The organism is Sorangium aterium (genome assembly GCF_028368935.1).
GTDB lineage: Bacteria > Myxococcota_A > Polyangia > Polyangiales > Polyangiaceae > Sorangium > Sorangium atrum.
The window spans coordinates 261,978-284,427 of record NZ_JAQNDK010000005.1 but is presented as its reverse complement, the minus strand read 5'-3'; the positions used below and the strand labels follow the sequence as shown (position 1 = coordinate 284,427).

The following is a 22,450-nucleotide window of genomic DNA, read 5'->3' as shown; positions in this document are numbered from 1 at the left end:
TCTGCCCCTTCCGCGGCAAATTGCCCCTGCCGCCCCGAAGGGAGCCCCCGCCGGCGCCGCCTACGCCTCGAACAGCGCCCCGCCAAGGAGCGGGGTCGAACCCGTCGAGGCCGCTCCACCGCAAGGCAGGACAGCATGGCACGGGCGCTGCAAATCCTGCGGGGCTGAGCTCCGAGGACCGCGGTAAACGGTCCAACACGCAGCATTGGCGGGCCAGAAGAAGGAGAAGTTGCCATGAACCTGACGGAAAGCTGGATTGGCGATAAGCCCCTGGTCCCGCCTTGCGGCTTGTTCGGCAAAGGCCGGCATATCGTCCTGGCCGAAGACGACGAGGACTTCCGGTCCACGATCGCCATGGCGCTCCGCAGCGACGGGTTCGAGGTGTCCGAGGCGCGCAACGGCCTCGAGCTGCTCGACAAGGTGGCGCCCTGCCTGGGTGGGGAGGACCCCCCGAAGCCGATCGACGCGATCGTCAGCGATATCCAGATGCCCTGCTTCTCGGGTATGGAGATCCTGGAGGGCCTCGCCGAGGTGAGGCGCCGGCCGCCGGTCATCCTGATCACGGCGTTCGGCCAGCCGCACCTCCACGCGACCGCGCGCAGCCTGGGCGCGTCGGCCGTCTTCGAGAAGCCGTTCGATCTGGACGACCTCCGCAGCGTCCTGTTCAACCTGAAGGACGCGCCCGGCTTCGACGGCGGTTACTGACGTGGACTGACGAGGACTGACGAGGGGGCGCGCCTGCGCGCGCCGGGGCCGCCGCTCAGCCGTCCGGCCGCGGGAGCGGGGTCGCCGCCGCCCAGCGCGCGACACAGCCCCGCTCCTCCTCGGTCATCTCGAGCATGCTCGCCACCGTGCCGTCCAGGTGGCGCCGGGCGTCGGCTGGCAGCCCCGCGTTCGCCGGGCCGAGCTCCCGTCCGAGCGCGTCGAGCGCCGCGATCAGGGCGGCTCCCGCCGGCGGGGGCGCAGGGATCGCACGCAGGTGCGCGATCTTCACCTGCGGCATGCCCTCGCGCGCGTCCCGGTGACGGGTGTAATGCCACCAGCGGACAGGAGAGGAGTTGAGATAACAGAGCAGCGCGAACTCGCTCCAGGTGGCGTCGGAGAAGCCGGCCAGGATCGAGTTGCGGAACGGGAGGCCGTCGCTCAGCGCGGCGATCGGATAGCGGGCGGTCTGGCGGATGAGCAGCCGCACCGCCTTCCAGTCCTCGTCCTTCCGGAAGCGGCCCTTCACGCCGGCGCGATCGACGTGGTGGCGCGGCGCGCGCGCGATGAGCTCGCCCACGTCGGCGCCCTCCCGGATGGGGCAGGAGTAAGGCGGCTCCGGGGTGTCCGCGCGCCGGATGCGCTCGGCGTCCTCGGCCGTCGTCTGGAACCCGCGCTCGCCGAACAGGGCCGCTGGCAGGGGGGGCAGCGCGCCGAGCCGCTCGAGGAGCCGGCGGGACACGACGTCGAGATCCGAACGCGCGAGCGGCCACGAGGCGATCGCGGCCGCCCGCGGGGCGGCGGGGGCGAGGCGGGTCGAGAGGAGGCCCATGCACGGCTGGAACACGCCGTCGAAGGCGTCGCTGCCGAAGCTCGGAAGGTCGGAGTCCACGGCGCAGAGCGCGTCGTGCGCGCGCCGCGTCGGGCCGTATCCATCGAGATCCGACACCGACGTGGGGATGACGAGGCCGAGCCGCCCACCCGGCCGCAGCAGCGATGCGGCCCGGTGCACGAACAGGCCGTGCAGCGAGCGGTAACCGTGGAACGCCGGGTTCCTCCGGAGGTGGAGGTGGAAGACCTCGGGCGCGATCGGCTGCGCCGCGCGGCCGACGTACGCGACCCACGGAGGATTGCCGATCACGGCGTCGAAGCCCGGCTCGGGGCGATCGAAGGCGCCGGGGAACGCGAGCTCCCAGTGCAGGAACCGGCGCTCCTCGGCGATGCGCCGCGACAGCGCCGCCCGCGGATCGGCCGGCTCGCGCGCGGCGGCCATGTAGCGCGCGAACGTGGCAGGGGCCGGCGCCAGGGCCGCGAGCTCGCCCGCCGGCGGCCAGAACCACAGGGCCATCCAGGCGTCGAGCGCCGCCTGGTCCGCCCCCTCGGGCCCATCGCCGAGCGCTCGCTCGGCGCCCTTCGGCCCACCGCGGGGCGCCACCTCGGCGCCCTCTGGCCCACCGCGGGGCGCCACCTCGGCGTCCTCCGGCCCAGCGCGGGGCGCCACCTCGGCGTCCTCCGGCGGCGCGCCCTCCGGCCGCGGGGGCAGCGGGGCCTGCCGCAGCAGGGCCCGCCGTGTCTGCCGCTCCCCGCTGCGCCCGGGCAGCCTCGCGGCGGCCGGGAAGCCGCCGACCTCCGCGCGCTCGGCGCCGATGAGGCTATCGCCGCAGCGGAGCTTGCCGTCGAGGAAGCTCAGCGGGAGGCGCGCGTCCTGCACGACGAGCCACAGCGATAGCCTGGCGAGGTCGACCGCGAGCGGGTCGAGGTCGACGCCGTGCAGACAGCGCTCCGCCACGAGCGCCATCGCGCGAGCGAGCGGCGGCTGCGGCGGCTCGGCGCGTGCGAGCGGCGGCGCCGCGCCGGCGCTCTGCCACGCCTCGACGAGGCGCGCGGCGAGCTGGCGGCATGCCTCCACCAGGAACGCGCCGGACCCCATCGCGGGATCGCACACGGCGAGCGCGAGGACATCCGCGGGCGCCGCCGGCCGGCTATCCCTGTCGAGCAGCGGCGACAGCGTGCGCTCGACGACGTGCGACGTGATCTCCCGCGGCGTGTAGTACGAGCCCGCGCGCCGCCGGAGCTGCCCCGGCTGCAGGTAGAGCGCGCCCCGCGCGATCCGATCCGGGTGCCGCGGGGACGCGCGTCGCGCGAGCGCCTGCGACAGCTCGGCCACGCTTCCGGCCGCGGCGACGCGCGCTGCCGGCCGCGCGCCGAGCTTCAGGTCCGCCGCCTCCTCGAGCCGCGCGAGCCGGTCACGGCCGGGGAGGGCGAGGAGCGCCTCCAGATCGACGACGATGTGCGACGGCAAGAGCGCCATCGACTCGCCCTCGGCGATCTCGAGGTCAAAGGCGATCAGGCCCTCGTAAAGCGTGCCGAGGTGCTCGACCTCGAGCTCGCCGTAGCGCAGCGGCACGCCGTCGTGCACGAGGAGCGCCGAGAGCACCCGGTGGAGCGCGCCGTCGCTGAGCCACGGTCTCCCCTCCAGGAAGGCATGGGCGTCCGGATCGCAGAGGCCGCCGCGCGCGCTCCCGGGACCGCGATCGCGGAGCGCGCGGAAGAGCGCCGCGATCCTCGCCCATGCGCCGTGGCGGCGCTCGAGGTCGTCTCCCTGCCGTCGCCGTTCTTCCTGGAGATCCTCGAAGAGCCGAGCGAGCGGCGCGCCGCCGCCTTCCGCGCCGGCGAGCAGGCCGCGCGCCTCGGCGTAGAGGAGGAAGATGAGCCGCATCAACGCGGACACGAGTCCGGCGCGGAGGCGCCGCCGCCCTTCAGCGGAGCCGGCGCATGCGACGTCGCCGCCCTGGGGATCCGCCGCCTGAAAGCCGCGGAGGACCTCGCCGAGCGCGCCCTGCGCCTGGTCCCGGAGCTGCCGCGCCACGCCGTCGGCGGACGGCCCGGATCCGTCGAGGGACGCGCCCGTTCCCCTCGCGGCGCCGCGCGGGGCGAAGGCGCCGCCCCGTTCACGGTCGCGGCCCAGGGCGGCGCTGAGCTGAGGGCATTCCGAGGACACGCAGGTTCCGCAACAGCATTGCGGATGAGACCGGGTGCAGGCAAGCGCCCCGGCGCGGCGTCGCGCCCCGCCGTGGCGGTCCGCGCGGCCCGCGGCCGGCCGCGGGCCGCGCGGACCGCCACGGCGGGAGGAACGCCGAGAGGAGACCTCCATGCCCCGACCCCTTCCGGCGATCTCGGCGCTTGCCCGTGCCGCTCCTCGAGCCGCGCGGCGCGCTGGAGAGGAGTCCTTCCTCGCCCGGAGGTCCTCACCCAGCACGGTTTACCGAGATCCTCGTGAAAGCATCTCTGTCACGCGGCCCATGGAGGTATGGTTCGTGCCGCATGCTCAAGAATGAATCCTGAGCTGTTCGAACGATACGCACTCGCTCATTCACGCAATTCACGCGCTGGCGCCGTGGCGCGGCGCGGCGCCCTGCTCGCCGCGCTCCTGCTCGGGATCTCGGCGTGCCACGGCGCGAGCGAGGACCCTGCGCAGGAGCCCACCGGCGCGGTCGCCGGCGGGATTGACCTCTATTCCGGCATTCCCCAGGACGGCATCGTCCTCGGGGACCCGGACGCGCCGATCACGCTGGTGGAGTTCTCGGATCTGCGCTGCTCGCATTGCCGGGATTACGGGCTCGAGATCTTGCCGGTGGTCCTCGAACGCCATGTGAGGACGAAGCAGGTGAAGCTCGTATTCCGGAATCTCGCGTTCCTCGGTCCGAGCTCCGTGCAGGCTGCGCGCATGGCTGCGGCGGTCGGGATGCAGGATCGACTCTTCGATTTCGTCGACCGCTTCTTCCGGCTCCAGGAGCGCGAGCGCCCGGCGATCACGGACGAGCTCCTGTTGCGCGTCGCCTCCGAGGTGCCGGGCGTGGACGCCGATCGAGCGATGGCGCAGCGCGACAGCCCGGAGGTCGTGAAGCAGCTCGAGGCCGCGCGGGCCGAGGCGGTGGCGCTCCAGGTCCGGGGCGTGCCGGCGCTGTTCCTGATCCGGGAGGGGCAGGAGCCCCGCCGGCTCCGCCTCACCTCGATGTCGCCGGAGCCGATCTCCCGCGCGATAGAGGAGATCATGCTCGAGCCGCAACCGCCCGGGTGAACCGCCGCGACCGCCGCGACCGCCGCGACGGGCACCGGCGCCTCGCGCGCTTTTTGGTACGCTCGCGCGGGGATGACCGCATCGCCGCTCGTGTTCCCTCCCCGCCCCCCCTCGCTGCGCGGCCGTCGCCGCGAGCTCGCGACGCTCGTGGCGACGGTCCGCGCGTCGCGCCCGACCCGCGTCGCGCTCGTCGGCACCGGCGGCAGCGGCAAGTCGACGCTCGCGTGCGCGCTCGGGCACAAGCTCGCGCGCGAGCTCCCCGGCGGGATCCACTGGTTCCGGGTCGGCGCATGGGACGCGCGCACGCTGCGCGGCATGCTGTCGCTCCGCTTCGGGGCAGGGCCGTCGCCATCGCTGCCTGCGCTGCGGAGCCGCCTGCGGGCGCTCGGGGAGATGCTCATCGTGCTCGACAACCACGAGCACGACCGCGCCGTCGCCGAGCTGCTCGACGGCCTCCGCGACGAGGCGGTGACCTGGGTCATCACGGCGCGGCGCTGCCTCGTGGCCGGCGTCTCCATCTTTCCGGTCATCGCGCCGCTCGTGACCTCCGGGCGGAGCCCCTTCCCTGCGGTCGCCTCGCTGACCCGCCTGCTCCGCTGGAACCCGGTCTCCCTGGAGCTCGCCGACGCGATCGTCGAGAGCGGCGCGGCCGACGTCGCCGAGCTCCACCGGTGGCTCGTGGCGGGCGGCGTCGACCGCGTGCAGGTCATCGATCACGAGGACGACCTCCCCGAGGTCGGCTTGCTCGTCGCGTGGGCTTTCCGCGGGCTCTCGCCGCCGGCGCGGCGGATGCTCGCGGTGCTGGCGCACTCGAACGGCGACCACATCGACGAGGGCTCCCTCGCAGAGCTCGCGCGGGCCGGACGGCGCGCCGGCGACGCGCTGGCCTCGCTGCGCCGCTTCCGGCTGGTGCAGGAGCCGTTCGCGGGCCGCTTCGCGCTGCACGCGACGGTGCGCCACGCCGTGTTGAAGCGCACGCAGATGGATCAGCGCCGCTTCTTCGATCACTACGTGGCGCTCCTCGAGCGCTCTCCGGAGCGGCTCGATCTCGAGCAGACCCACCTGTTCGCGGCCATGGACTACGCGCACGACATCGGGAGCGTCGCGGCCGCGCTCCGCGTGAACGAGCTGCTGTCGCGGCTCTCGCTCTGAAGCCCGCGCCGGCTCCGAGAGCCCGTGCGAGCGCGAGCGTCGATGGACGCGCTCGCTGCTCTCCCTGCTCGATCCCCGCTCGACTTCAGGTCACCGCGGCGCCTCCGGGCCCCCCACGTGCTGGCGGCAGAGCTCGACGAGGCGCTTCAGCACCCATTGCCCCGCGGGCCCCTGCACGAGGCCCGGCCTGTGGACCACGGCGAGCGGCAGGACGTGCTCGTCGTCTCCCCACGCCGCCGGCCAGAGGCGGACCAGGCGCCCGGCGCTGAGGTCGTCGCGGATCATGTGCTCTGGCAGGTTCCCCCAGCCGAGCCCCGCGCACAGGAGCTCTCGCTTGGTCTGGAGATCCACGACGCGCCAGGTGCGGGGGGACAGGACGGCCTGCTCCGGCGAGCGCGCTCCGCCGCGCTCGCTCAGCACGATCTGCACGTGCTCGCGCAGCTGCTCGGTCGCGACGCGCGCGCCGCGCGGCCCTGCGGCGGCGAGCGGGTGTGTCTTGCCGACGACAGGGACCATGCGCACCGACGTGAGGTGCTGGCGCTCGAGCCCCTGGGCCGTCGCCGTCGGCCCCACGACCCCGAGCTGGCATGTGCCGTCGAGGACGCGATCGGCGACGGCGGCCATGGTCTCGGTGTGGACGACGAGCTCCACGGTGGGGTAGACGCGCGCGAACTCGACGCAGAGATCGACGAGCGCGGACAGCGGAAAGACGGCGTCGACGCACAGCGACACGAGCGGATCGAGGCCGCCGGCGAGCCGCTGCGCCGTGCTGCTGAGCGCGTCCGCGTCGGCGGACACCCGCCGCGCGGCCGCGAGCAGGACGCGGCCGTGCTCCGTCAGCGCCGGGATCCTCGTCGACCGATCCCAGAGGGCGACCCCGAGCTGGCTCTCCAGGTTGGCCATCGCGTGGCTCACGGCCGACTGGACGCGCCGGAGCTTCCTGGCCGCGGCCGAGAAGCTGCCCTCGTCGGCGACCGCGATGAACGTGCGCAGCTGTTCGAGCGTGATGGAGTCGTGCACCGCGCATCACCATGCCACGGCGCGCAGCGGTGCGGTCGCAGGGTGGGTGGGTGCGTGCGCCCGCCCGCCAAAGGCCGCGGGCCCTTTGCTCTGGTGATGTCCCTGAAAACGGCGCGGCGGCCAGGACAGGCGAGGAGCGTTTTTCCAAGGGGTCTACCCTCCAGCGGGCCCGCGTCGTCCGCGGGAAGGTAGACCCCTTTTTCTCACGCTCCTCGCCTGCCCCGGCCGCCGGCCGCGCGCTCAGCCGAGCGCGCTCGTCACAGCTTGAAGCAGGCCGACCCGCCCGTCAAAGCGGCGGATTGGCGTTCTTCACGCACTCCACGAAGTAATCGTGGAACCACTGCCCCGCCTGCGGCGCGCGCGTGTCCGCGTTCGGCATGCCGCAGAACGAGTCGTAGCGCGGCTGGCCCGACTGGCCCACACCGTCGGAGTCACCCGGCGGCTTGACCCACACGTAGGCGTCGAGGTTCGTCGCGCCACCCGGGTTGGCCTTGGGCCGCTGGCCCATGCCGGCGCCCTTGTTGTTGCACCAGTAGCCCCAGTCGTCCCGGATGTTGCCGACGCCGTTGCGGCTCGTGTCGATGATGAAGTGCTTGTCGCCGAGGCCCTCGGCCGAGAGCGCCGAGGCCATGGCATCGACGTAGTCGAGCTCGCCGTAGCAGGGATTGCTCTGCTGTTCGTACTTCTCCGTGGTGTAGCTGAGCTGCGTGTAGTTCGCGACGTTCGTCGCGAAGCCGCGGACGTTGGCCGGGCTGCCGGCGGCCTTGATGACCTCGGCGAAGATCTTGGCGCCCTTCTTCTGGTTGTCAGGCCACCCGAGCCAGCCCGAGTGCGCCGCATCGATGTACTGGTACACGTGCGGCATATTGAGCTCCTTGAGCGCGTGCGCGACGTTGTCCCGGTAGCCCTGCGCCGTCGCCTCGTCGCAGTTCTCCGTGCCGAGGTTCGTCGCGATGTTGGGGAGCGAGTCGGGCTCGATGACCGCGGCGATGCGCTGACCCGAGTGAGCGGCGAGGATCTGCTTGATCGGGGCGATGTACTCTTCCTTGTACCGCTGGGCGCCGTTCTCATTGAGGTGGAGCTCGCCGTTCGACGCCTTGGCGTGGCAGTCGCGGTTCGGAAGGTCGTAGACGACGATGAGCGCCGTGACCGGCTTGCAGAGCTCGTTCTGGAGCTTGAGCGCCGCGTCGAGGTAGGCCGGAAGCTTGCTGACCGCCGAGATCGTGTCGAGCCAGAACGCGGTCTGGATCTCCTTGACCTTCTCCATCTTCGCCTTCAGGGCCGTATCCGTGACCATCGCGATCGACGAGTCGACCTTGGTCACGTAACCGGGGTCCACGAACAGCGTCGCGTCCGCGAACGGGTTGCCACTCGGCGCCGTGATGTCGACCGCAGGAGAGCAGTTGCCGCCGCCCGAAGCCGCGCTGGTCGTCGGGTCGACGTTGCCGGTGCTCGTCGTCGTCGGGTCGACGTTGCCGGTGCTCGTCGTCGTCGGGTCGACGTTGCCGGTGCTCGTCGTCGTCGGGTCGACGTTGCCGGTGCTCGTCGGGGTGCCCGCGCCCACGCCGCTGCTCGTCGGGGTGCCCGCGCCCACGCCGCTGGTGTTGCCGCCCCCGCCCGTCCCGTTCGTGTCACCGCTCCCGCCGTCCCCGCCGCACGCGGTGAGCGCAAGGATCACCGCAACCGACGTTGCCAACCCCAGCTGATGCGCATTCCTTCTCAGCATATTAAGCCTTTCATTACTTCAACGAAGAAACCAGGCCAATTCAACGCGTCAAATAGCGGGCCGAATTTAGACCAAAGGCATCTCTCGGGCAAGGACAAACGACGGCTATCCCACGCCAGCGCGGCTGCGTTAACAGTGCGCCATGTAGGTATTTTTCCACGGACGCTGAAACGACCGACCCCTCTCGACGCGCGTCACACGTGCCTCCTCCGCGCGGCCAGCCGCGAGCAGCTGCAGCGGTTCTGCAAGGGGAGAACGCACCGGCGGCGGGGGTGAGCGCCCTCCGCTCATCCACTCATCCACTCAACGCAACGCGCAACCACCGCGACTCCACAGTTGCGAGCACGGCTGCGCCCGGATGTGACACGGCAGTGTGACACGGCAGACCGATAGAAGGGTTTCAGTTCTATTTCCAAGGTTGCCAGCGACGACGAACTCCGCCTCTCCGAGCGTCAACGCATACTGGGGCTGCTCGGCGCTCTGCGCCAGGCGTCATGCGAGATGGCGACGCATGGCGCCATGGCGCGTCCGAGGTCGAGGGGCGGAGTGCGCCGCTCGCCCGCGGCCTGCGCGTGGACCGCTTCCCAGCCGGGCGCTCATGACGTGACGGCGAGCGGGATCGCACGCCACGTCCGCGCCTCGCTCGTGTCGCTCGATCCGTCGCAGCGCGTCGGCGTCACCCGGCCGTCACGGAGCGCTTTCTGGCCGGCCGTCGCCGATCGGTTAGGCTTCCGTCCCCCCTTTCGTGCAGAGCCCCCCCATGCGCATCGCTGTCGTCTCGCTGATCCTCGCCCTCGTCGTCGGCGTCCTGGGCCTGTACGTGCATCGGCGCGCCTCCGGGCTGCTCGGCCTGGGTGTGCGCGCCCGGCGCGCGCTCGCGTGCCTGCTGGCCGCCGGCATCATCGCCATGATCTTCGCGCGGCTCGGGCGCGGCGCGCTGCCCGACGGGGTGCTCCGCGGGATGGGGCTCGCCGGCAGCACGCTCTCGCTCGGCGTCCTGATCTCCGCGGTCCTGCTCGCCGTCGTGGACCTCGGCCGGCTGATCGCCCGGCTCGGGGGCGCCGCGCTCCGGCGCGCGACGGCGGCCGGACCCGCGGAAGGCGGGACCAGCCGCCCTGCCGACGCGACGCCTCGCCTCGAGGAGGGAGCAGCGCGAGAGGAAGGCGGCCCCGCGGCCCTGCCGCTCCCGCCGCCGGTGGAGCTGCCGGCGCTCGCCCGCCGCGACTTCCTCGCGACCGGGGCCGCTGGCTCCGCCTTCCTCATCGGCGGCGGCAGCGCGGTGTATGGCGCGCTTCTCGGGCGACACGACTACACCATCGAAGAGGTCGCCATCCCGATACCGGGCCTGCCGCGGAGCCTGGACGGGTTCACCATCGTGCAGCTGTCCGACATCCACCTCGGGCTGTTCGTCGGCGAGCCGGAGATGCGCGCCGCCGAGGATCTCGTGCGCGAGGCCCGCGGCGATCTCGTCGTGATGACGGGTGATCTCGTCGATTTCGATCCGAGGTACGCCGACCACCTCGGGCGCCTCACGCGGAGGCTCGGCCCGCTCGCTCGGCATGGCGTCGCGGCGATCCCGGGCAACCACGACCACTTCGCCGGCATCGACGCGGCGCTGGGCGCGCTGGAGCGCGGCGGCGCGCGCGTGCTCAGCAACCGCGGGTGCGTCGTGGGTGGGCCCGGCGGCGCCTTCGCGCTGCTCGGCGTCGACGATGTGTGGGCGCGAGGGCGGGTCCCCGGCGGCGGTCCGGACCTCGGCAGGGCGCTCGCGGACGTGCCCCGCGATCTGCCGCGCGTGCTGCTCTGCCACAACCCCGTGTTCTTCCCGGAGGCGGCCGGCGAGGTGGCCCTGCAGCTCAGCGGCCACACCCACGGAGGCCAGATCAACCTCCTCGTGCGGCCCGCCGAGCTGCTGCTCCCCCACGGCTACGTCGCCGGGCTCTACCAGCGTGGCAGTTCGCATCTCTACATCAACCGCGGCTTTGGCACCGCCGGACCGCCCGCCCGCGTCGGAGCGCCGCCCGAGGTGAGCCGTATCGTCCTCGTCGCCGCCTGACGTCGCGCCCGACGAGCTCGCATGGCGCCGGCGAGCAGACGGCCGAGCTCGGCGTCGATCTGCAGAAGGCCCCCGCGAGCTCCCGGGCACTCCGATGGTCTCCGGGACAGGCATGTTCTCGGATCCTTGATTCCCGTGCTGAGGGTGTTCACCCTCCGATGTGCGATGAGCGCAACACGTGCGACCCGTACGACACGCGCGATGCCTGAGAGGCGTGCACCACGCGCGATGCGCGCGGCACGTCAGCGCGCGCCGACGGCCTCGGGTCCCCGGCGGGCGCTCCTCCTCGGGATCGCGCTCGCGATCGGCGCCGAGGGGTGCGCGCGAGCGCCGCTCGCCGCTCCTCTCGGCCGTGTCGGCCGCAGCGATCCGCCCGCCGCCCCGCAGGAGCGCGCTCCGCAGGGCGCGGCTCCGCCTGCGCCGGATCCTCCGCCGCCCGCGGACGAGCCCGAGCTCATCGAGCTCGAGGTCCCGGACTTCGGCCCCGCGGTGGTCGTGACGCCGCGAGGCGTGGGGCCGCGGCCCCTGCTCGTGGTCGCGCACGGCGCGGGCGATCGGCCCGAATGGCACTGCGACATCTGGCGCGGGATCGTGAGAGGGGCCGGGTTCGTGCTCTGCCCGCGCGGCAAGCCGATCGACGTCCGGGCGCCGGACGCCGGGCGGATCTTCTACTACCCGGACCATCACGCGTTGAGCCGCGAGGTCGCCGCGGCGGTCTCGGCGCTGTCGGCGCGCTTCGGGGATCGGGTGGATCTCCGCGACCCGATCTATGCGGGGTACTCGCAGGGGGCGATCATGGGCGCGCTGCTCTTGCCCGGGCATCCCGCCCGCTTCGCGCGAGCGGCGCTGATCGAGGGTGGCTACGGCAGCTTCGACGAGTGGACGCCCGGCGCCGCCCGGCGCTTTCACGGCGGCGGCGGGGCGCGGGTGCTCCTCGCGTGCGGACGAGCCGACTGCGCGGCGCGGGCGCGCAAGACGCGGGAGGTGCTCGAGCGCGGCGGCGTCACGGCGCGCGTCGTGCACGCTGTGGGGGCCGGCCACAGCTACGGCGGCCTGATGGAACGCGCGCTCCACGAGGCGTACCCGTGGGTCGTCGAGGGCGATCCCCGCTGGCTCGACGGTGGGGCCGCGTCGCCCGCGGACGGGGCCGCGTCGACCGGCAAGGCCGCGCCGACCCCGGACGAGGCCGCGCCGACCGGCAAGGTTGCGCCGACCACGGACGGGGCCGCGCCGACCGGCGAGGCCGGCGCCCGCTCAGCAGGACGCGGCGGCGATGCTGCGCGCGCGCTCGGCCAGCCCCTGGACGACGGAGTGGAAGCTCCGCAGCTGCCTCACCTTTCCCTCGCCGAAGCGCCGCTCGATGCCGCGCCGGAGCGCCGGCACCCTGGCCGTCCCGCCCGTGCAGCACACGACGTCGATGTCGTCGAACGACAGGCCCGCGTCCGCCACCGTCCGGTCGAGCGCGCCGAGGATCGCGTCGATCGGCCGCTCGCTCCCGGCCTCGAACTCCTCCCGGGCGACGCGCTCGCGGATGTGCATCGACGGGTAATCGAAGCGGAACTCCGTGGCCGCCTCTCCGGACAGCGCGCACTTGCTGCGCTCGATCTCCTCGAAGAGCCGGAATGCCAGCGAGTCCTCCACGAGGCAGAGCAGGTTGTCCATGCGCTGCCGATCCTCCGGCCCGAGGGACCACGCCTTCACGTCGCGAAGGAAGGCGAGGACATCGCGGTGCTGGAGCACCGTCATGTCGGCCGGTGAGCAGAGCTTCTCGGCGATCGATCGCGGCATGGTCAGCTGGTTCGAGCCGAGCGGGACGCGGTAGGTGACCTCCGCGCCGAAGTGACGGGCGATCTTGTGGCGCATGAGGCTGCCGTCGAGCGCGTCCCCCGCGACAGAGACGCCGCCGAGCGACAGCACGTCGGACGGCGAGAACCCCTCCGGCCGCATCCGGACGATCGTGTAATCGGACGTCCCGCCGCCGAAATCGGCGACGAGGACGACGGCCCCGCGCTCGAGCTCCAGGTGGAAGTCGTGCGCGGCGGCGACCGGCTCGGGGCAGAAGGAGACCTCGCGGAAGCCGGCGACGCGCGCCGCACGCTCGAGGCGCTCCTCGGCGAGGCGATCGTCCGCCGGATCGGCCGAGAACTTCGCCGGCCTGCCCAGCACGACCCGCGCGACGTCGGCGTCGAAGTGGCGGTTCGCCTGCTCGCGCATCTCCCGGAGGAAGCGCCCGATCAGGTCCTCGATGGTCACGACCCGGTGCCCGATCTGCGTGCCGGAGAAGCTCCGATCGGGGAGGTATTTCTTGATCGAGCGGATGAAGCGGCCCTGCATGCCGTTCGCGACGAAGTCGCTGATCGCCGCCGCGCCGCAGGAGAACCGCTCCTGCCCGAAGAACAAGAGGCTCCGGAGGACGGTCGGATCGGCGGCCGCGGCGTCGAGCGGGATGGGCGGGCAGGTCGCCTCCGCGCTGGCCGCCGAGAGCAGCGAGTTGGAGGTACCGAAATCGACGGCATACACCTCGGGCCTGAATCGTGCGGACATGATCTCGCCTCCTCGTGGGGTGCTTCGCGAGCACGCGGATCTGCCCGACATGGCCACCTATTTACAAGCTATCGAATGCATGCGAAAATGCCCGCTGGCTCGCTGGATGAGCAGAATTTGCTGCCCCGCCCGCGTCGCTACGACACGCGGGTCACGCGCCGCAGCGCCACGGTGAGCACGACGAGCGCGATCAGGGTCGGCAGGGCGATCACGCCGACGTCGATCCAGCCGAGCCAGTCGGCCGGATCGAGGCCCAGGGCGGGGATCGGCAGCGCGAACGCGTTGTAGGCGGCGGCGCCGAGCGCGAGGGCGCCGCACGAGACGAACAGCCACACGAGCGCGCCGAGGAGGCCGTTGCCGAGGCGCTCCATGGCCGGCGCGCTCCGCCAGCGGCCGACGAGGACGCGGAGCGTGGCGACGAAGGCGATGAAGGCCAGCGCGCCCGCGGCGCCCGCGGCGAGGAGGATCTCGCTCTGGCTGAGCGCCCGCCGCTCGGTGATGCCGTAGACCCTGCGGAGGACCATCGCCGCGCTGGTGAAGACGGCCGCGCCCGCGGCGACGCTCACGGCGATGGACAGCAGCGACGCGAGGGGGCGAGCGCGCCGCGCCTTGCGCGTCACGTCGTCCGCGCTCTGGCCCTGGGCGTTCGGGATGACGACCGTGGCCCGCTCGTCGTTCGGGGCGCCCTCGGTCACCGCGACGCCCACGCCGAGCGCGCGCGAGGGCGCGAGCGGATCCTGCAGATCGAAGTCCGCGAGCAGGCGATCGAGCTCCTGGGCGGACGGCGGACGGTCCTCGCGCGCCCGGGCCATGGCGCGCTGGATCAGCGCCTCGAGCCCCTCGGGGATCGTCTTGTCGATGTCGCGCGGGCGCCGAGGATCCTCGGTGAGCAGGCGGAGCATGGTCCGCGTCGGCTCCTCCTCGGGGAAGGGCCGCTCGCCGGTCAGCATGCGGTACAGCACGGCGCCGACCGCGTAGATGTCCGCGCGCGAGTCGACGTCGGCCGAGCCGCGCGCCTGCTCCGGCGCCATGTACTGGGGCGTACCGACCACCGAGCCGGTGCGCGTGAGGTCGGCGCCGTCGAGCACCTTGGCGACCCCGAAATCGAGGATCTTCACGTGGACGCTGCCCCCTTCGCGCCGGACGAGGAACAGGTTCGACGGCTTGAGGTCGCGGTGGACGACGCCGGTCGCGTGGGCCGCGGCCAGGCCGCGGCAGACCTGGCGCGAGATCGTGATGGCGGTGGGGAGCGGCAGCTTGCCGACCTGGTCGAGGAAGGCGCCGAGGTCCTCGCCCTTGAGCAGCTCGGTCACCATGCACGGGCGCCCGTCCTTGAGGCGGACGATGTCGACGACGTCGATCACATGCTCGTTGCCCACGCGCGCGATCGTCTGCGCCTCGCGCTCGAAGCGCGCCATCGCCTCCCGGTGGCTGGCGAAGTGCTCGTGCGGCACCTTGACGGCGAAGCGCTTCGGCAGGCGGATGTGCTCGGCGACGTAGACGCGCCCCATGCCGCCCGCGCCGATCACGCCGGTGATGCAGAAGCTCCCCGCGAGCAGCTCGCCGACCATCGGGTCGGTCGCGGTCACGCCCTGGAGCTCCAGGGCCGTCGCGTCGATGGGGCAGACGAGGAAGTCGAGCGGGTACCGGACGCCGCACACGGGACAGCGTCGGGTGGGCCTCTCCGGGGGTACTTGCTGCCGTGCCTGGTCCGGGGCGGCTTGCCTGGCTAGGTCGGCCATCGACGGCGAGTCTAGACGAGAAGCGGGTTCCGGGCGCGACGGATCGGCCCCGCCTCGGCTGACGCAGGGCGACGCCGGAGAGCCCCGCCGGCGTCCGCGCGGCGCCCTGGCGGCGTCGGCGGCGCGTTCCGGTGTCACGCGGGCATGGCGAGACGGCCCTCCTGGCCCGGCCTCGTCGCGTCGATGCCCACCCGTGGGGAGCTGTCGCCTTCGCTGGCTGCGCCGATGGGCGGGTGGTCCTAGACCAGCGAGCGACCGCCGGAGCCCCGTGGCCCCACGACACGGGCCGCGATGTGCGCGTGATCCGAGCGTGCCTGATCGCGGTGAAAGCGGAAGTCTTCAATGGCCTCCGTCCTGTCCTCCTGGGGACCCCCTGGATTGCCGACACCGGTGGACACCTGACCCCACGACGTCCGTTCGAGCCGGCAGGAGAGGAATCGCGACACGGAGGACGGGTATCGAGCAGGACCTGACAGATCCCTCATTTCGTCGGCATTTTTTAGAGGAATATTGAACAGGGAAGCGGGGAGATTCATGGGGATTTATTTCCCTTCTCCCCGCCTCTCCGCCTCCCTGTGAATTCTCCCGGACCATTCGTGGAGAGGCTTCAGGAGCAGGCCACCTCGGAGCTCAGGCAGGGCCCGAGTCCTCCGCGGGCGCGGCTTCGCGGCTCATGAGACGACGAAGGAAGCTTGAGGCGCGAGCGTTGTGCCGATGGGCTCGCTGGGGTATAGCGAGCTTCGATGGCATCTTATCACGGCGCCCCGACCGACGTCGCCTCGGTCCTTCGCCAGGTTCGCAGGCCCAGGCGGGCGGTCGTCACCGCAGGCATGCCCTACGCCAACGGGATGTTGCACCTTGGGCACCTCGCGGGGGCGCACGTCCCTGCGGACATCCACGCGCGGTGGCTGGGCCTGGTCATCGGCCGCGAGAACGTCCTCTTCGTCTGCGGCACCGATGATCACGGCTCCGCCAGCCAGATCGCGGCGCGGCAGGCCGGGGTGCCGATACGCGAGTTCATCGACGGCATCCACGAGAAGCAGCGCGCGAGCCTCCGGCGGTATGACATCGATCTCGACGTCTACTCGGGGACCTCGCGGCCGGAGTGCTTCCCGATTCAGCAGGAGCTCGCGCACCGCTTCCTGAGGCGCCTGCACGAGAACGGCCTGCTGGAGAAGCGCACGAGCAGCCAGTGGTTCGATCCGGAGCTCCAGTGCTTCCTCCCCGACCGCTTCGTGCGCGGGCGCTGCCCCAACCCGAAGTGCGACAATGGAGACGCGTACAGCGACGAGTGCGATCGCTGCGGTCACCAGCACTCGCCCTCGGAGCTCGGCAGTCCGCGGAGCGCGCTCAGCAACGCCACGCCGGTGATGCGCGACACCGCGCACTGGTGGCTCGACATGTGGGCCGTGTCCGAAACGCTCCGGGGCTGGATCCAGGGCAAGCAGGGCGCGTGGCGCCCGGCGGTGCTCGCGGACGTGCTGAACACCGTGATGCCTTCGCTCCGCTTCGAGGCCGACCTCGCCCCGACGTACAAGGAGATCAAGGCGTCGCTGCCGAAGCACAAGGCGAAGTTCACGCAGGATCGCGAGGTCCTGCTGCAGCTCGGCAGCAAGCCGGAGATGGAGGAGGCGCGCGCCGCCCTGGCGCGCCACGGCGTCCCCAGCGAGCCCGTCGAGGACTGGGCTCACCGCGCCATCACCCGCGACGTCGCCTGGGGGCTCTCCTTGCCGGTGGATCTCGATCCCGAGCTGGCCGGCAAGACGCTCTATGTCTGGCCCGACTCGCTGATCGCGCCCATCGCGTTCTCGCAGGTCGCGCTCGCCCGGAGGGGCGTCGATCCGGCCCGGTACGTGGACTTCTGGTGCGATCCGGAGGCCAGGATCTACCAGTTCCTCGGCCAGGATAACGTCTTCTTCTACGTGCTCATGCAGGGCGCGATGTGGCTCGGCGCGCAGGCCGATCCGCGCCGGCTGCCGGCGCCCGGCGAGCTGCAGCTCACCGACGTCCTCGGGTGCTTCCACCTGCTCGTCGGGGGCGACAAGATGAGCAAGTCGCGCGGAAACTTCTTCACCGCCGATCAGCTCCTCGACGAGAAGGGGTATTCAGCGGACCAGATCCGTTATTACCTGGCGCTGCTCGGCCTCGCGGAGAAGCCGTCGAACTTCGAATTCGCCAAGCTCGACGAGCGCAACCGGTTCCTCGCCGGGCCGCTCAACGCGGCGTTCGAGCGGCCGATCTCGGCGACGCACTCGAAATTCGGCGGGCGCGTGCCCGAGGGGGCGCTGCTCGACAAGGTCGTCTCGGATACCGTCCGCATCGTCCAGCGCTACGTGCGGGCGATGGATCGCGCCGACTACCCGACGCTGCTCTTCGAGATCGAGAACTACGCGCGCGTCATCAACAGCCTCTTCGCGCAGTTCAAGCCGCACGACGACCGGCACCCGGAGCAGGGCCGGCGCGACGCCCTCTTCTCCTCATTCTACGTGCTCAAGAACCTGATGATCATGCTCTACCCCTTCGTCCCGGCCACGATGGATCGGCTGCGGGAGTCGCTCCGACTCCCACCGGACGTCTTCCGCCTCGACGAGCTCGGCACCCCCATCCCCGCCGGGCACGCCATCGGTCCCAAGCAGGTCTACTTCGCGCCGGTACCGGCGGAGTAGTTCTGCGTGTCAGAAATCCCGCCAGGATTCCGCCACGGGGGCGAACCGTCGCGATCCGTCGCATCTCCAGGGATTTTACGAGCGCGTGACGACGGATCGCACCCCCTCAGGAGGTATGGACCCAACCCCGGCCCAACCGCCGAGCCCTGGGCCCGGAGAACTCGCGACGGTCGATCCATCGCCTCGAGCCGCCGTGGTTGCGTCGCTCGCCGGCACCCTGAGCCGAGCCGTCGCCCTCGGGGACGCGGAGGCAGCCTGGGTCGTGCACGAGGCGATCGGTCAGCTGCTCGGGCTGCCGGTGGCACCGGAGCGGTGAGTAAGCTTGGGCCGAACGTCGAGCCCGCCGCTCGCGTCGACTCGCTGCCGGAGCCTTGCCGCTCGCCAGTGCCCGCAGGCTCTACTGGGATCGCCCGCACGCGGCGGTTGCGTGCCGAAGCGCCCCGGAGGCATCCGGAAAGTGATGCCGGCAAGCACCAGGCCTGTGCCGGGAGGCAAGCGTGGCGGCGTGCGCAGGCGACGACCCTCTCGCCGCGATGCTGCGTGGCGACGCCATGGCGGAACTGCGGACGCCACGGGGAGCGGTGGGGAAACGAGTGGCGAAGCGGCTCCTGCATGCTGGCACGGAGGCGGCACGCGCACCATGCGCCTCGGCGCCAGAGAGCGCAGATGCAAGCACGTGCCCGGCACGCTGCTCATCCATGGTCCCAATGAGAGGCATGACCATCACGTGCTCGGTGATCGGGATCATCGGCGTGGACAGCTCCGCTAGCCGGCTCTGCTGCACCCGGATCATCTCCTCCTGCAACGCTGCGCGCTCGCGCTCTGCGTTCTCGCGCGCCGACATATCGAGCGCGAGCCGGGTGCTCGGCGAGCGCCTCCGCCGCCGCGGCAGCGAGCGTCGCGGCCCGCCGCCCCCCGGCCCGCCGCTCCGCCCTGGCGCCGCCATGGGCGATAGCCCGGCGGGTTGTCGAAATTCGCGGCGAAAACGCGCCCTCACCGCGTGGCGTGCGGCGTGCGGTGTCCGCGCCGTGTGGCCAGCGCGGCTCGCACCACGGGCGTCGTCTACGAGCGCCGTCGCCCCGAGAAGACGACGCTCTACGAGATCGTGCGCGACAACGTGGAGACGCTGTACGGGGCTATCGACGACGGCGCCATCGCCGTCCGGATACCCAAGCACGCGAAGAAGGAGCTCGAAGCCTACCTCGACTGCGGGCTGCTCTGCCGCGGGTTCGCGCGGCTCCGGTGCGAGCGCTGCGAAGAGAGTCGGATGGTGGCCTTCATCTGTAAAGGACGCGGTTTCTGCCCGTCGTGTCTGGGCCGACGCATGTGTGCCACGGCGACGAACCTGATCGAGGACGTCCTGCCCGAGGTGGCGTTCCGGCAGTGGGTGTTGACGTTTCCGTTTCCGTGGCGGCGCAGGCTCGCCCAGGACGGGGCGTTGTTCGGCGTGCTGACCCGCATCTTCGTCGAGAGCGTGGAGCGGTTCTACGAAGAGCGCGCCGAGGCGCGTGCGGCGCGGTCAAGAGCGGCGCGGTGACCGTCGTGCAACGCACGTCCGGCGACATGCGGCTCAATCCGCATCTGCACGTGGTCTTCCTCGACGGGGCTTATCACGAAGACGGCACCGAGCTGGTGTGGAACGAACTCGGTCACCTGCGAACGCGCGAGGTCGGTCAGGTCATAGAGCACGCCGTCGGGCGGATGCTCCGTTACCTCCGGCGGCACGGGCATCTCGAGATCGAGCACGACGTCGAGGAGGACGACGAGCCCGAGGCCGCGCTCTGTGCCTCCGCCGTCTCGGGACGAGAGCCGCGCCACACGTCGTCGCCCCGCGATGGCTCCGCGGGCTCTCGTCGTATTGTCCGAGCGCGCTCGCGTACGACAAGCCGCTGTGCGCTGCGCTCGATGGCTTCACCTTGCACGCAGCGACGCGCGCTGGTGCGCACCATGCCGCGGCGAGGGAGGCGCTGCTGCGTTACGTGCTGCGACCCCCGATCGCAAACGAGCGCGTCGAGCCGCAGCAGGACGGCCTGGTGCGGCTGTCGCGGAGGCGCGCCTTCGCTGACGGGACTGTCGCGGTGGACATGGATCCGCTCTCGGCCCTGTGCCGTCTCGCGGCCAGCGTTCCGCCGCCGCGCTTTCACACCGTCAAGTACGCTGGCGTGCTCGCCTCGGCAAGTCGCCCACGTTGGCGCGCAAGCGCATCGGACCGCGCCCTGCGAAGCCAGAAGTGCCTACGAAGGCGGACGATGACGTCGCTCCGAAACGCAAGCGTGGCGGCTATCGACCGTGGGCCGAGCTCTTGCGCCGCACATTTGCGATCGACATCCTGCGAACGCAAAGCATGAAAACCTGCTGAGGCTGGTGCTGCACCGGCGTGTTTTCAAGATCCGCAGGAATTCCGGGAAGGGTGGGAATGAGGCTGCGGATGGGTCGCTCCCGTCAACGGGCTGGGGTCGTGAGGGGGTCCCCGAAAGGATGGCGGGGATCCATGACCCAGCGTGCGTGGAGGATCGAGTGGAGAGCGCGGCCCCAGCCCGACGGTTCATCTCGGCTCAGCCTGGCGGTCGGCCTCGTGATCGACGCCGCGGAAAGCCCCCCGATCGGGCTGCGCAGGAGCGGGGACGACGGCGCCAAGAGGAGCAACGAACCCAACGCCAGCAACAGCAACGAAAGGAGAGACCATGAGCCAACGAGCCGCCCTCTATGCGCGCGTCTCGACGGCGCGGCAGGAACAGGAGCAAACGGTGGCGTCGCAGCTCGAAGCGCTCGAGAACGCAGCGACCGCCATGGGGCTCACGGTGCCGGCAGAGCGACGGTACATCGATGACGGCATCAGTGGCGCTCGCCTCGATCGGCCGGGATTGGACGCGTTGCGCGACGCAGCGGCCGATGGGCTGATCGACGTGGTGCTCGTACATGCTCCCGATCGGCTCGCGCGCAACTACGTGCATCAGGTTGTGCTGGTCGAGGAGCTGACGAACCGCGGAGTCCACGTGCACTTCGTCGAATGCCCCGCGACCGAGCGTGCCGAGGACCGCCTGCTCGTGCAGATGCAGGGCATCATCGCCGAGTATGAGCGCGCGAAGATCATGGAGCGCACGCGCCGCGGTCGTATTCACAAACTGCGTGCCGGGCAGATGCTGCCTTACAGCTCTGTCGCACGCTATGGCTATGCCATCGAACGCTCTGCCGATGGGCTGCGGCGCACGGTCGTCATCGACGAGGTCGAAGCCCAGCATGTACGGGCGATGTACCGGTGGGTGCGCGAGGAGGATCTCAGCTCACGCGCCGTCGCCAGGCGACTGAACGCACAGGGGATACGTCCTCGCAGGGCGGCGCGGTGGACCGAGGGCCGCGTCTATGGGGTGCTGACCGACCCCACCTATACTGGCATGGCGACCTACGGTCGTCGGATGTCGGTCGAACCGGCACGACCGAAAAAGCCGGGTTCCTACCGAAAGCACCTCAAGAGCTCCAGCCGCTTCCGTCCCAAGCAGGAGTGGCTCATCATTCCGGTCCCTTCGATCGTTGACGAAAAGGAGCAAGCCGAGGTCCGCGCGATCCTCGCGAAGCACCGGTGGCAGGCGCCGCGGCACCTCAAGCACGACTACCTTCTCCGGTCGCTCGTCGTCTGCGGTGAATGCGGGTGGCGCATGGAGGGCCATCGACAGGCCCCGCGGTCCGGCGTGCCCTACGAGTACTTCTATTATGGATGCCGACGCCGCCTCGCCGAAGTGCGCGGCCATGACAAGCGGTGCAAAGCCAAGTACATCCGTCGCGACGAGCTCGATGCGGTGGTATGGGACGCGCTGGTATCGTGGATTCAGTCCCCGGAGATGCTGCTGCAAGAGGTTGAGGCATGGCGTTCGAGCCGCGCGGGAGAGGACCAGAGTCGCCGTGACCGTGCCCGTCTCGAGAGCGCCGAGCGCAAGCTCCAGACTCAAGTCGAACGGCTGGTCGACGCCTATCAGGCCGGCGCGATATCCGTCGAGGAGCTCAAGGCGCGGCGCGATCGCCTCGATGCCGAGCAGCGCGCGGTGCGCGTTCGCATCGAGGAGATCGCGGCCCAGGACCAGGACCGAACTCGGCTCAATCAGCTGGCCGACGACCTGACGGCCTTTGCGGCGACGCTGCGGGAAGGACTGGATAAGCTGGACTTTGCAGGGCGGCAACGCCTCGTCCGGCTGCTGATCGAGCGTGTCGTCGTGACAGGCGACCACGTCGCTATCGAGCACGCGATCCCGCTCTCCGGCCGGTTTTCGGCTTTACGTTCGCAGGATCGATGTCCTCGAGTGCCCAACTTGCAAGGGGCGGATGAAGCTCGTCGCCATGGTCACTGAGCCCCGGAACATCGTCCGCTTCCTCTCCGCGCTCGGCTAGCCGACCGATGTTCCAGCACGCTCTCCCAGCGTCTACGCGGCGGCCACCGTACTGGAAAAGCACCGTTGTGCGCCGCAAGGCGCCCGGTGACGCCGCATAGCGTCTCGCGACGCGCCTCCCGGGCCAGACCAACGCCCGGACGGACACGTGTGCCCACGGCGCGCCGATGCGCCCCGTAGCGCGTTCGGCGCCGCCCGGACCACGCTCTTTCGACCCAGGACCGAGCCATCACGACGCTCGCGGTCCCACCCTTTCGCTCTGCCGCGCTACACTTCTTCGCGCTGCGATCCGGCTTCTTTTACCTACGGTGCGCCAAGCACAGCTTCGATCAGGAGGATGCCATGTGAAGTCCACACCAACTGAAACCTGATGTAGCGA

General features: G+C 71.3%; 14 protein-coding genes and 1 pseudogene. 10 read left to right on the top strand and 5 right to left on the bottom strand.

All coding sequences use genetic code 11. The features are described from left to right. Window positions 1–234 precede the first annotated feature (234 nt). Complete coding sequence (locus tag POL72_RS39340) at window positions 235–705, top strand: response regulator (protein ID WP_272101999.1); 471 nt, start codon at window positions 235–237, stop codon at window positions 703–705. Window positions 706–760: 55 nt separating this feature from the next. On the opposite strand, the gene POL72_RS39335 is transcribed toward POL72_RS39340, so the two are convergent. Continuing rightward, on the bottom strand, window positions 761–3,703 hold the full coding sequence (locus POL72_RS39335; protein WP_272101998.1) for an Eco57I restriction-modification methylase domain-containing protein: 2,943 nt from the start codon (window positions 3,701–3,703) through the stop codon (window positions 761–763). A 396-nt stretch (window positions 3,704–4,099) separates the two neighbouring features. Here POL72_RS39335 and POL72_RS39330 point away from each other — a divergent pair, with 396 nt between their 5' ends. Both POL72_RS39330 and POL72_RS39325 read left to right on the top strand, forming a co-directional pair. Next, window positions 4,100–4,783 (top strand): DsbA family protein, encoded by a 684-nt coding sequence (locus POL72_RS39330; RefSeq protein WP_272101997.1) that lies wholly within the window; start codon window positions 4,100–4,102, stop codon window positions 4,781–4,783. Between the two features lie 72 nt (window positions 4,784–4,855). Further along, entirely contained in the window at window positions 4,856–5,935 is a 1,080-nt protein-coding gene (locus POL72_RS39325) for a Cdc6/Cdc18 family protein (RefSeq protein WP_272101996.1), read from the top strand. Window positions 5,936–6,025: 90 nt separating this feature from the next. On the opposite strand, the gene POL72_RS39320 is transcribed toward POL72_RS39325, so the two are convergent. After that, window positions 6,026–6,955, bottom strand: coding sequence for a LysR family transcriptional regulator (locus POL72_RS39320; protein WP_272101995.1), 930 nt, complete (start codon window positions 6,953–6,955; stop codon window positions 6,026–6,028). Between the two features lie 286 nt (window positions 6,956–7,241). Continuing rightward, window positions 7,242–8,651 (bottom strand): glycoside hydrolase family 6 protein, encoded by a 1,410-nt coding sequence (locus tag POL72_RS39315; protein ID WP_272101994.1) that lies wholly within the window; start codon window positions 8,649–8,651, stop codon window positions 7,242–7,244. Between the two features lie 790 nt (window positions 8,652–9,441). On the opposite strand from POL72_RS39315, the gene POL72_RS39310 reads away from it, so the two are divergent. Continuing rightward, a complete protein-coding gene (locus tag POL72_RS39310; RefSeq protein ID WP_272101993.1) occupies window positions 9,442–10,737 on the top strand; it encodes a metallophosphoesterase in 1,296 nt (431 codons plus the stop codon). A 1,254-nt stretch (window positions 10,738–11,991) separates the two neighbouring features. On the opposite strand, the gene POL72_RS39305 is transcribed toward POL72_RS39310, so the two are convergent. Both POL72_RS39305 and POL72_RS39300 read right to left on the bottom strand, forming a co-directional pair. Beyond that, a complete protein-coding gene (locus POL72_RS39305; RefSeq protein WP_272101992.1) occupies window positions 11,992–13,281 on the bottom strand; it encodes an Hsp70 family protein in 1,290 nt (429 codons plus the stop codon). 137 nt (window positions 13,282–13,418) lie between these two features. Then, entirely contained in the window at window positions 13,419–14,942 is a 1,524-nt protein-coding gene (locus POL72_RS39300) for a serine/threonine-protein kinase (RefSeq protein ID WP_272101991.1), read from the bottom strand. 824 nt (window positions 14,943–15,766) lie between these two features. On the opposite strand from POL72_RS39300, the gene POL72_RS39295 reads away from it, so the two are divergent. From POL72_RS39295 to POL72_RS39275, 6 genes and pseudogenes are all read left to right on the top strand, one after another. Continuing rightward, window positions 15,767–17,689, top strand: coding sequence for a methionine--tRNA ligase (locus POL72_RS39295; RefSeq protein WP_272101990.1), 1,923 nt, complete (start codon window positions 15,767–15,769; stop codon window positions 17,687–17,689). Window positions 17,690–17,882: 193 nt separating this feature from the next. Next, window positions 17,883–18,005, top strand: a complete 123-nt coding sequence (locus tag POL72_RS39290; RefSeq protein ID WP_272101989.1) for a hypothetical protein — start codon at window positions 17,883–17,885, stop codon at window positions 18,003–18,005. Window positions 18,006–18,719: 714 nt separating this feature from the next. Next, a complete protein-coding gene (locus POL72_RS39285; RefSeq protein ID WP_272101988.1) occupies window positions 18,720–19,226 on the top strand; it encodes a transposase zinc-binding domain-containing protein in 507 nt (168 codons plus the stop codon). A 26-nt stretch (window positions 19,227–19,252) separates the two neighbouring features. After that, window positions 19,253–19,414: pseudogene (locus POL72_RS51990) on the top strand (transposase); the annotation flags it as partial. Window positions 19,415–19,470: 56 nt separating this feature from the next. After that, entirely contained in the window at window positions 19,471–20,037 is a 567-nt protein-coding gene (locus POL72_RS51985; protein ID WP_373372306.1) for a transposase, read from the top strand. A gap of 336 nt (window positions 20,038–20,373) precedes the next feature. Then, window positions 20,374–22,032, top strand: a complete 1,659-nt coding sequence (locus tag POL72_RS39275) for a recombinase family protein (RefSeq protein ID WP_272101986.1) — start codon at window positions 20,374–20,376, stop codon at window positions 22,030–22,032. The last annotated feature ends 418 nt before the right edge of the window (window positions 22,033–22,450 follow it).

Bases quoted from the DNA above. Each gene is read 5' to 3' on its own strand.
- POL72_RS39340 (WP_272101999.1), top strand. From the start codon at position 235: ATGAACCTGACGGAAAGCTGGATTGGCGATAAGCCCCTGGTCCCGCCT.
- POL72_RS39325 (WP_272101996.1), top strand. From the start codon at position 4,856: ATGACCGCATCGCCGCTCGTGTTCCCTCCCCGCCCCCCCTCGCTGCGC.
- POL72_RS39310 (WP_272101993.1), top strand. From the start codon at position 9,442: ATGCGCATCGCTGTCGTCTCGCTGATCCTCGCCCTCGTCGTCGGCGTC.
- POL72_RS39305 (WP_272101992.1), bottom strand. From the start codon at position 13,281: ATGTCCGCACGATTCAGGCCCGAGGTGTATGCCGTCGATTTCGGTACC.
- POL72_RS39295 (WP_272101990.1), top strand. From the start codon at position 15,767: ATGGCATCTTATCACGGCGCCCCGACCGACGTCGCCTCGGTCCTTCGC.
- POL72_RS39275 (WP_272101986.1), top strand. From the start codon at position 20,374: ATGAGCCAACGAGCCGCCCTCTATGCGCGCGTCTCGACGGCGCGGCAG.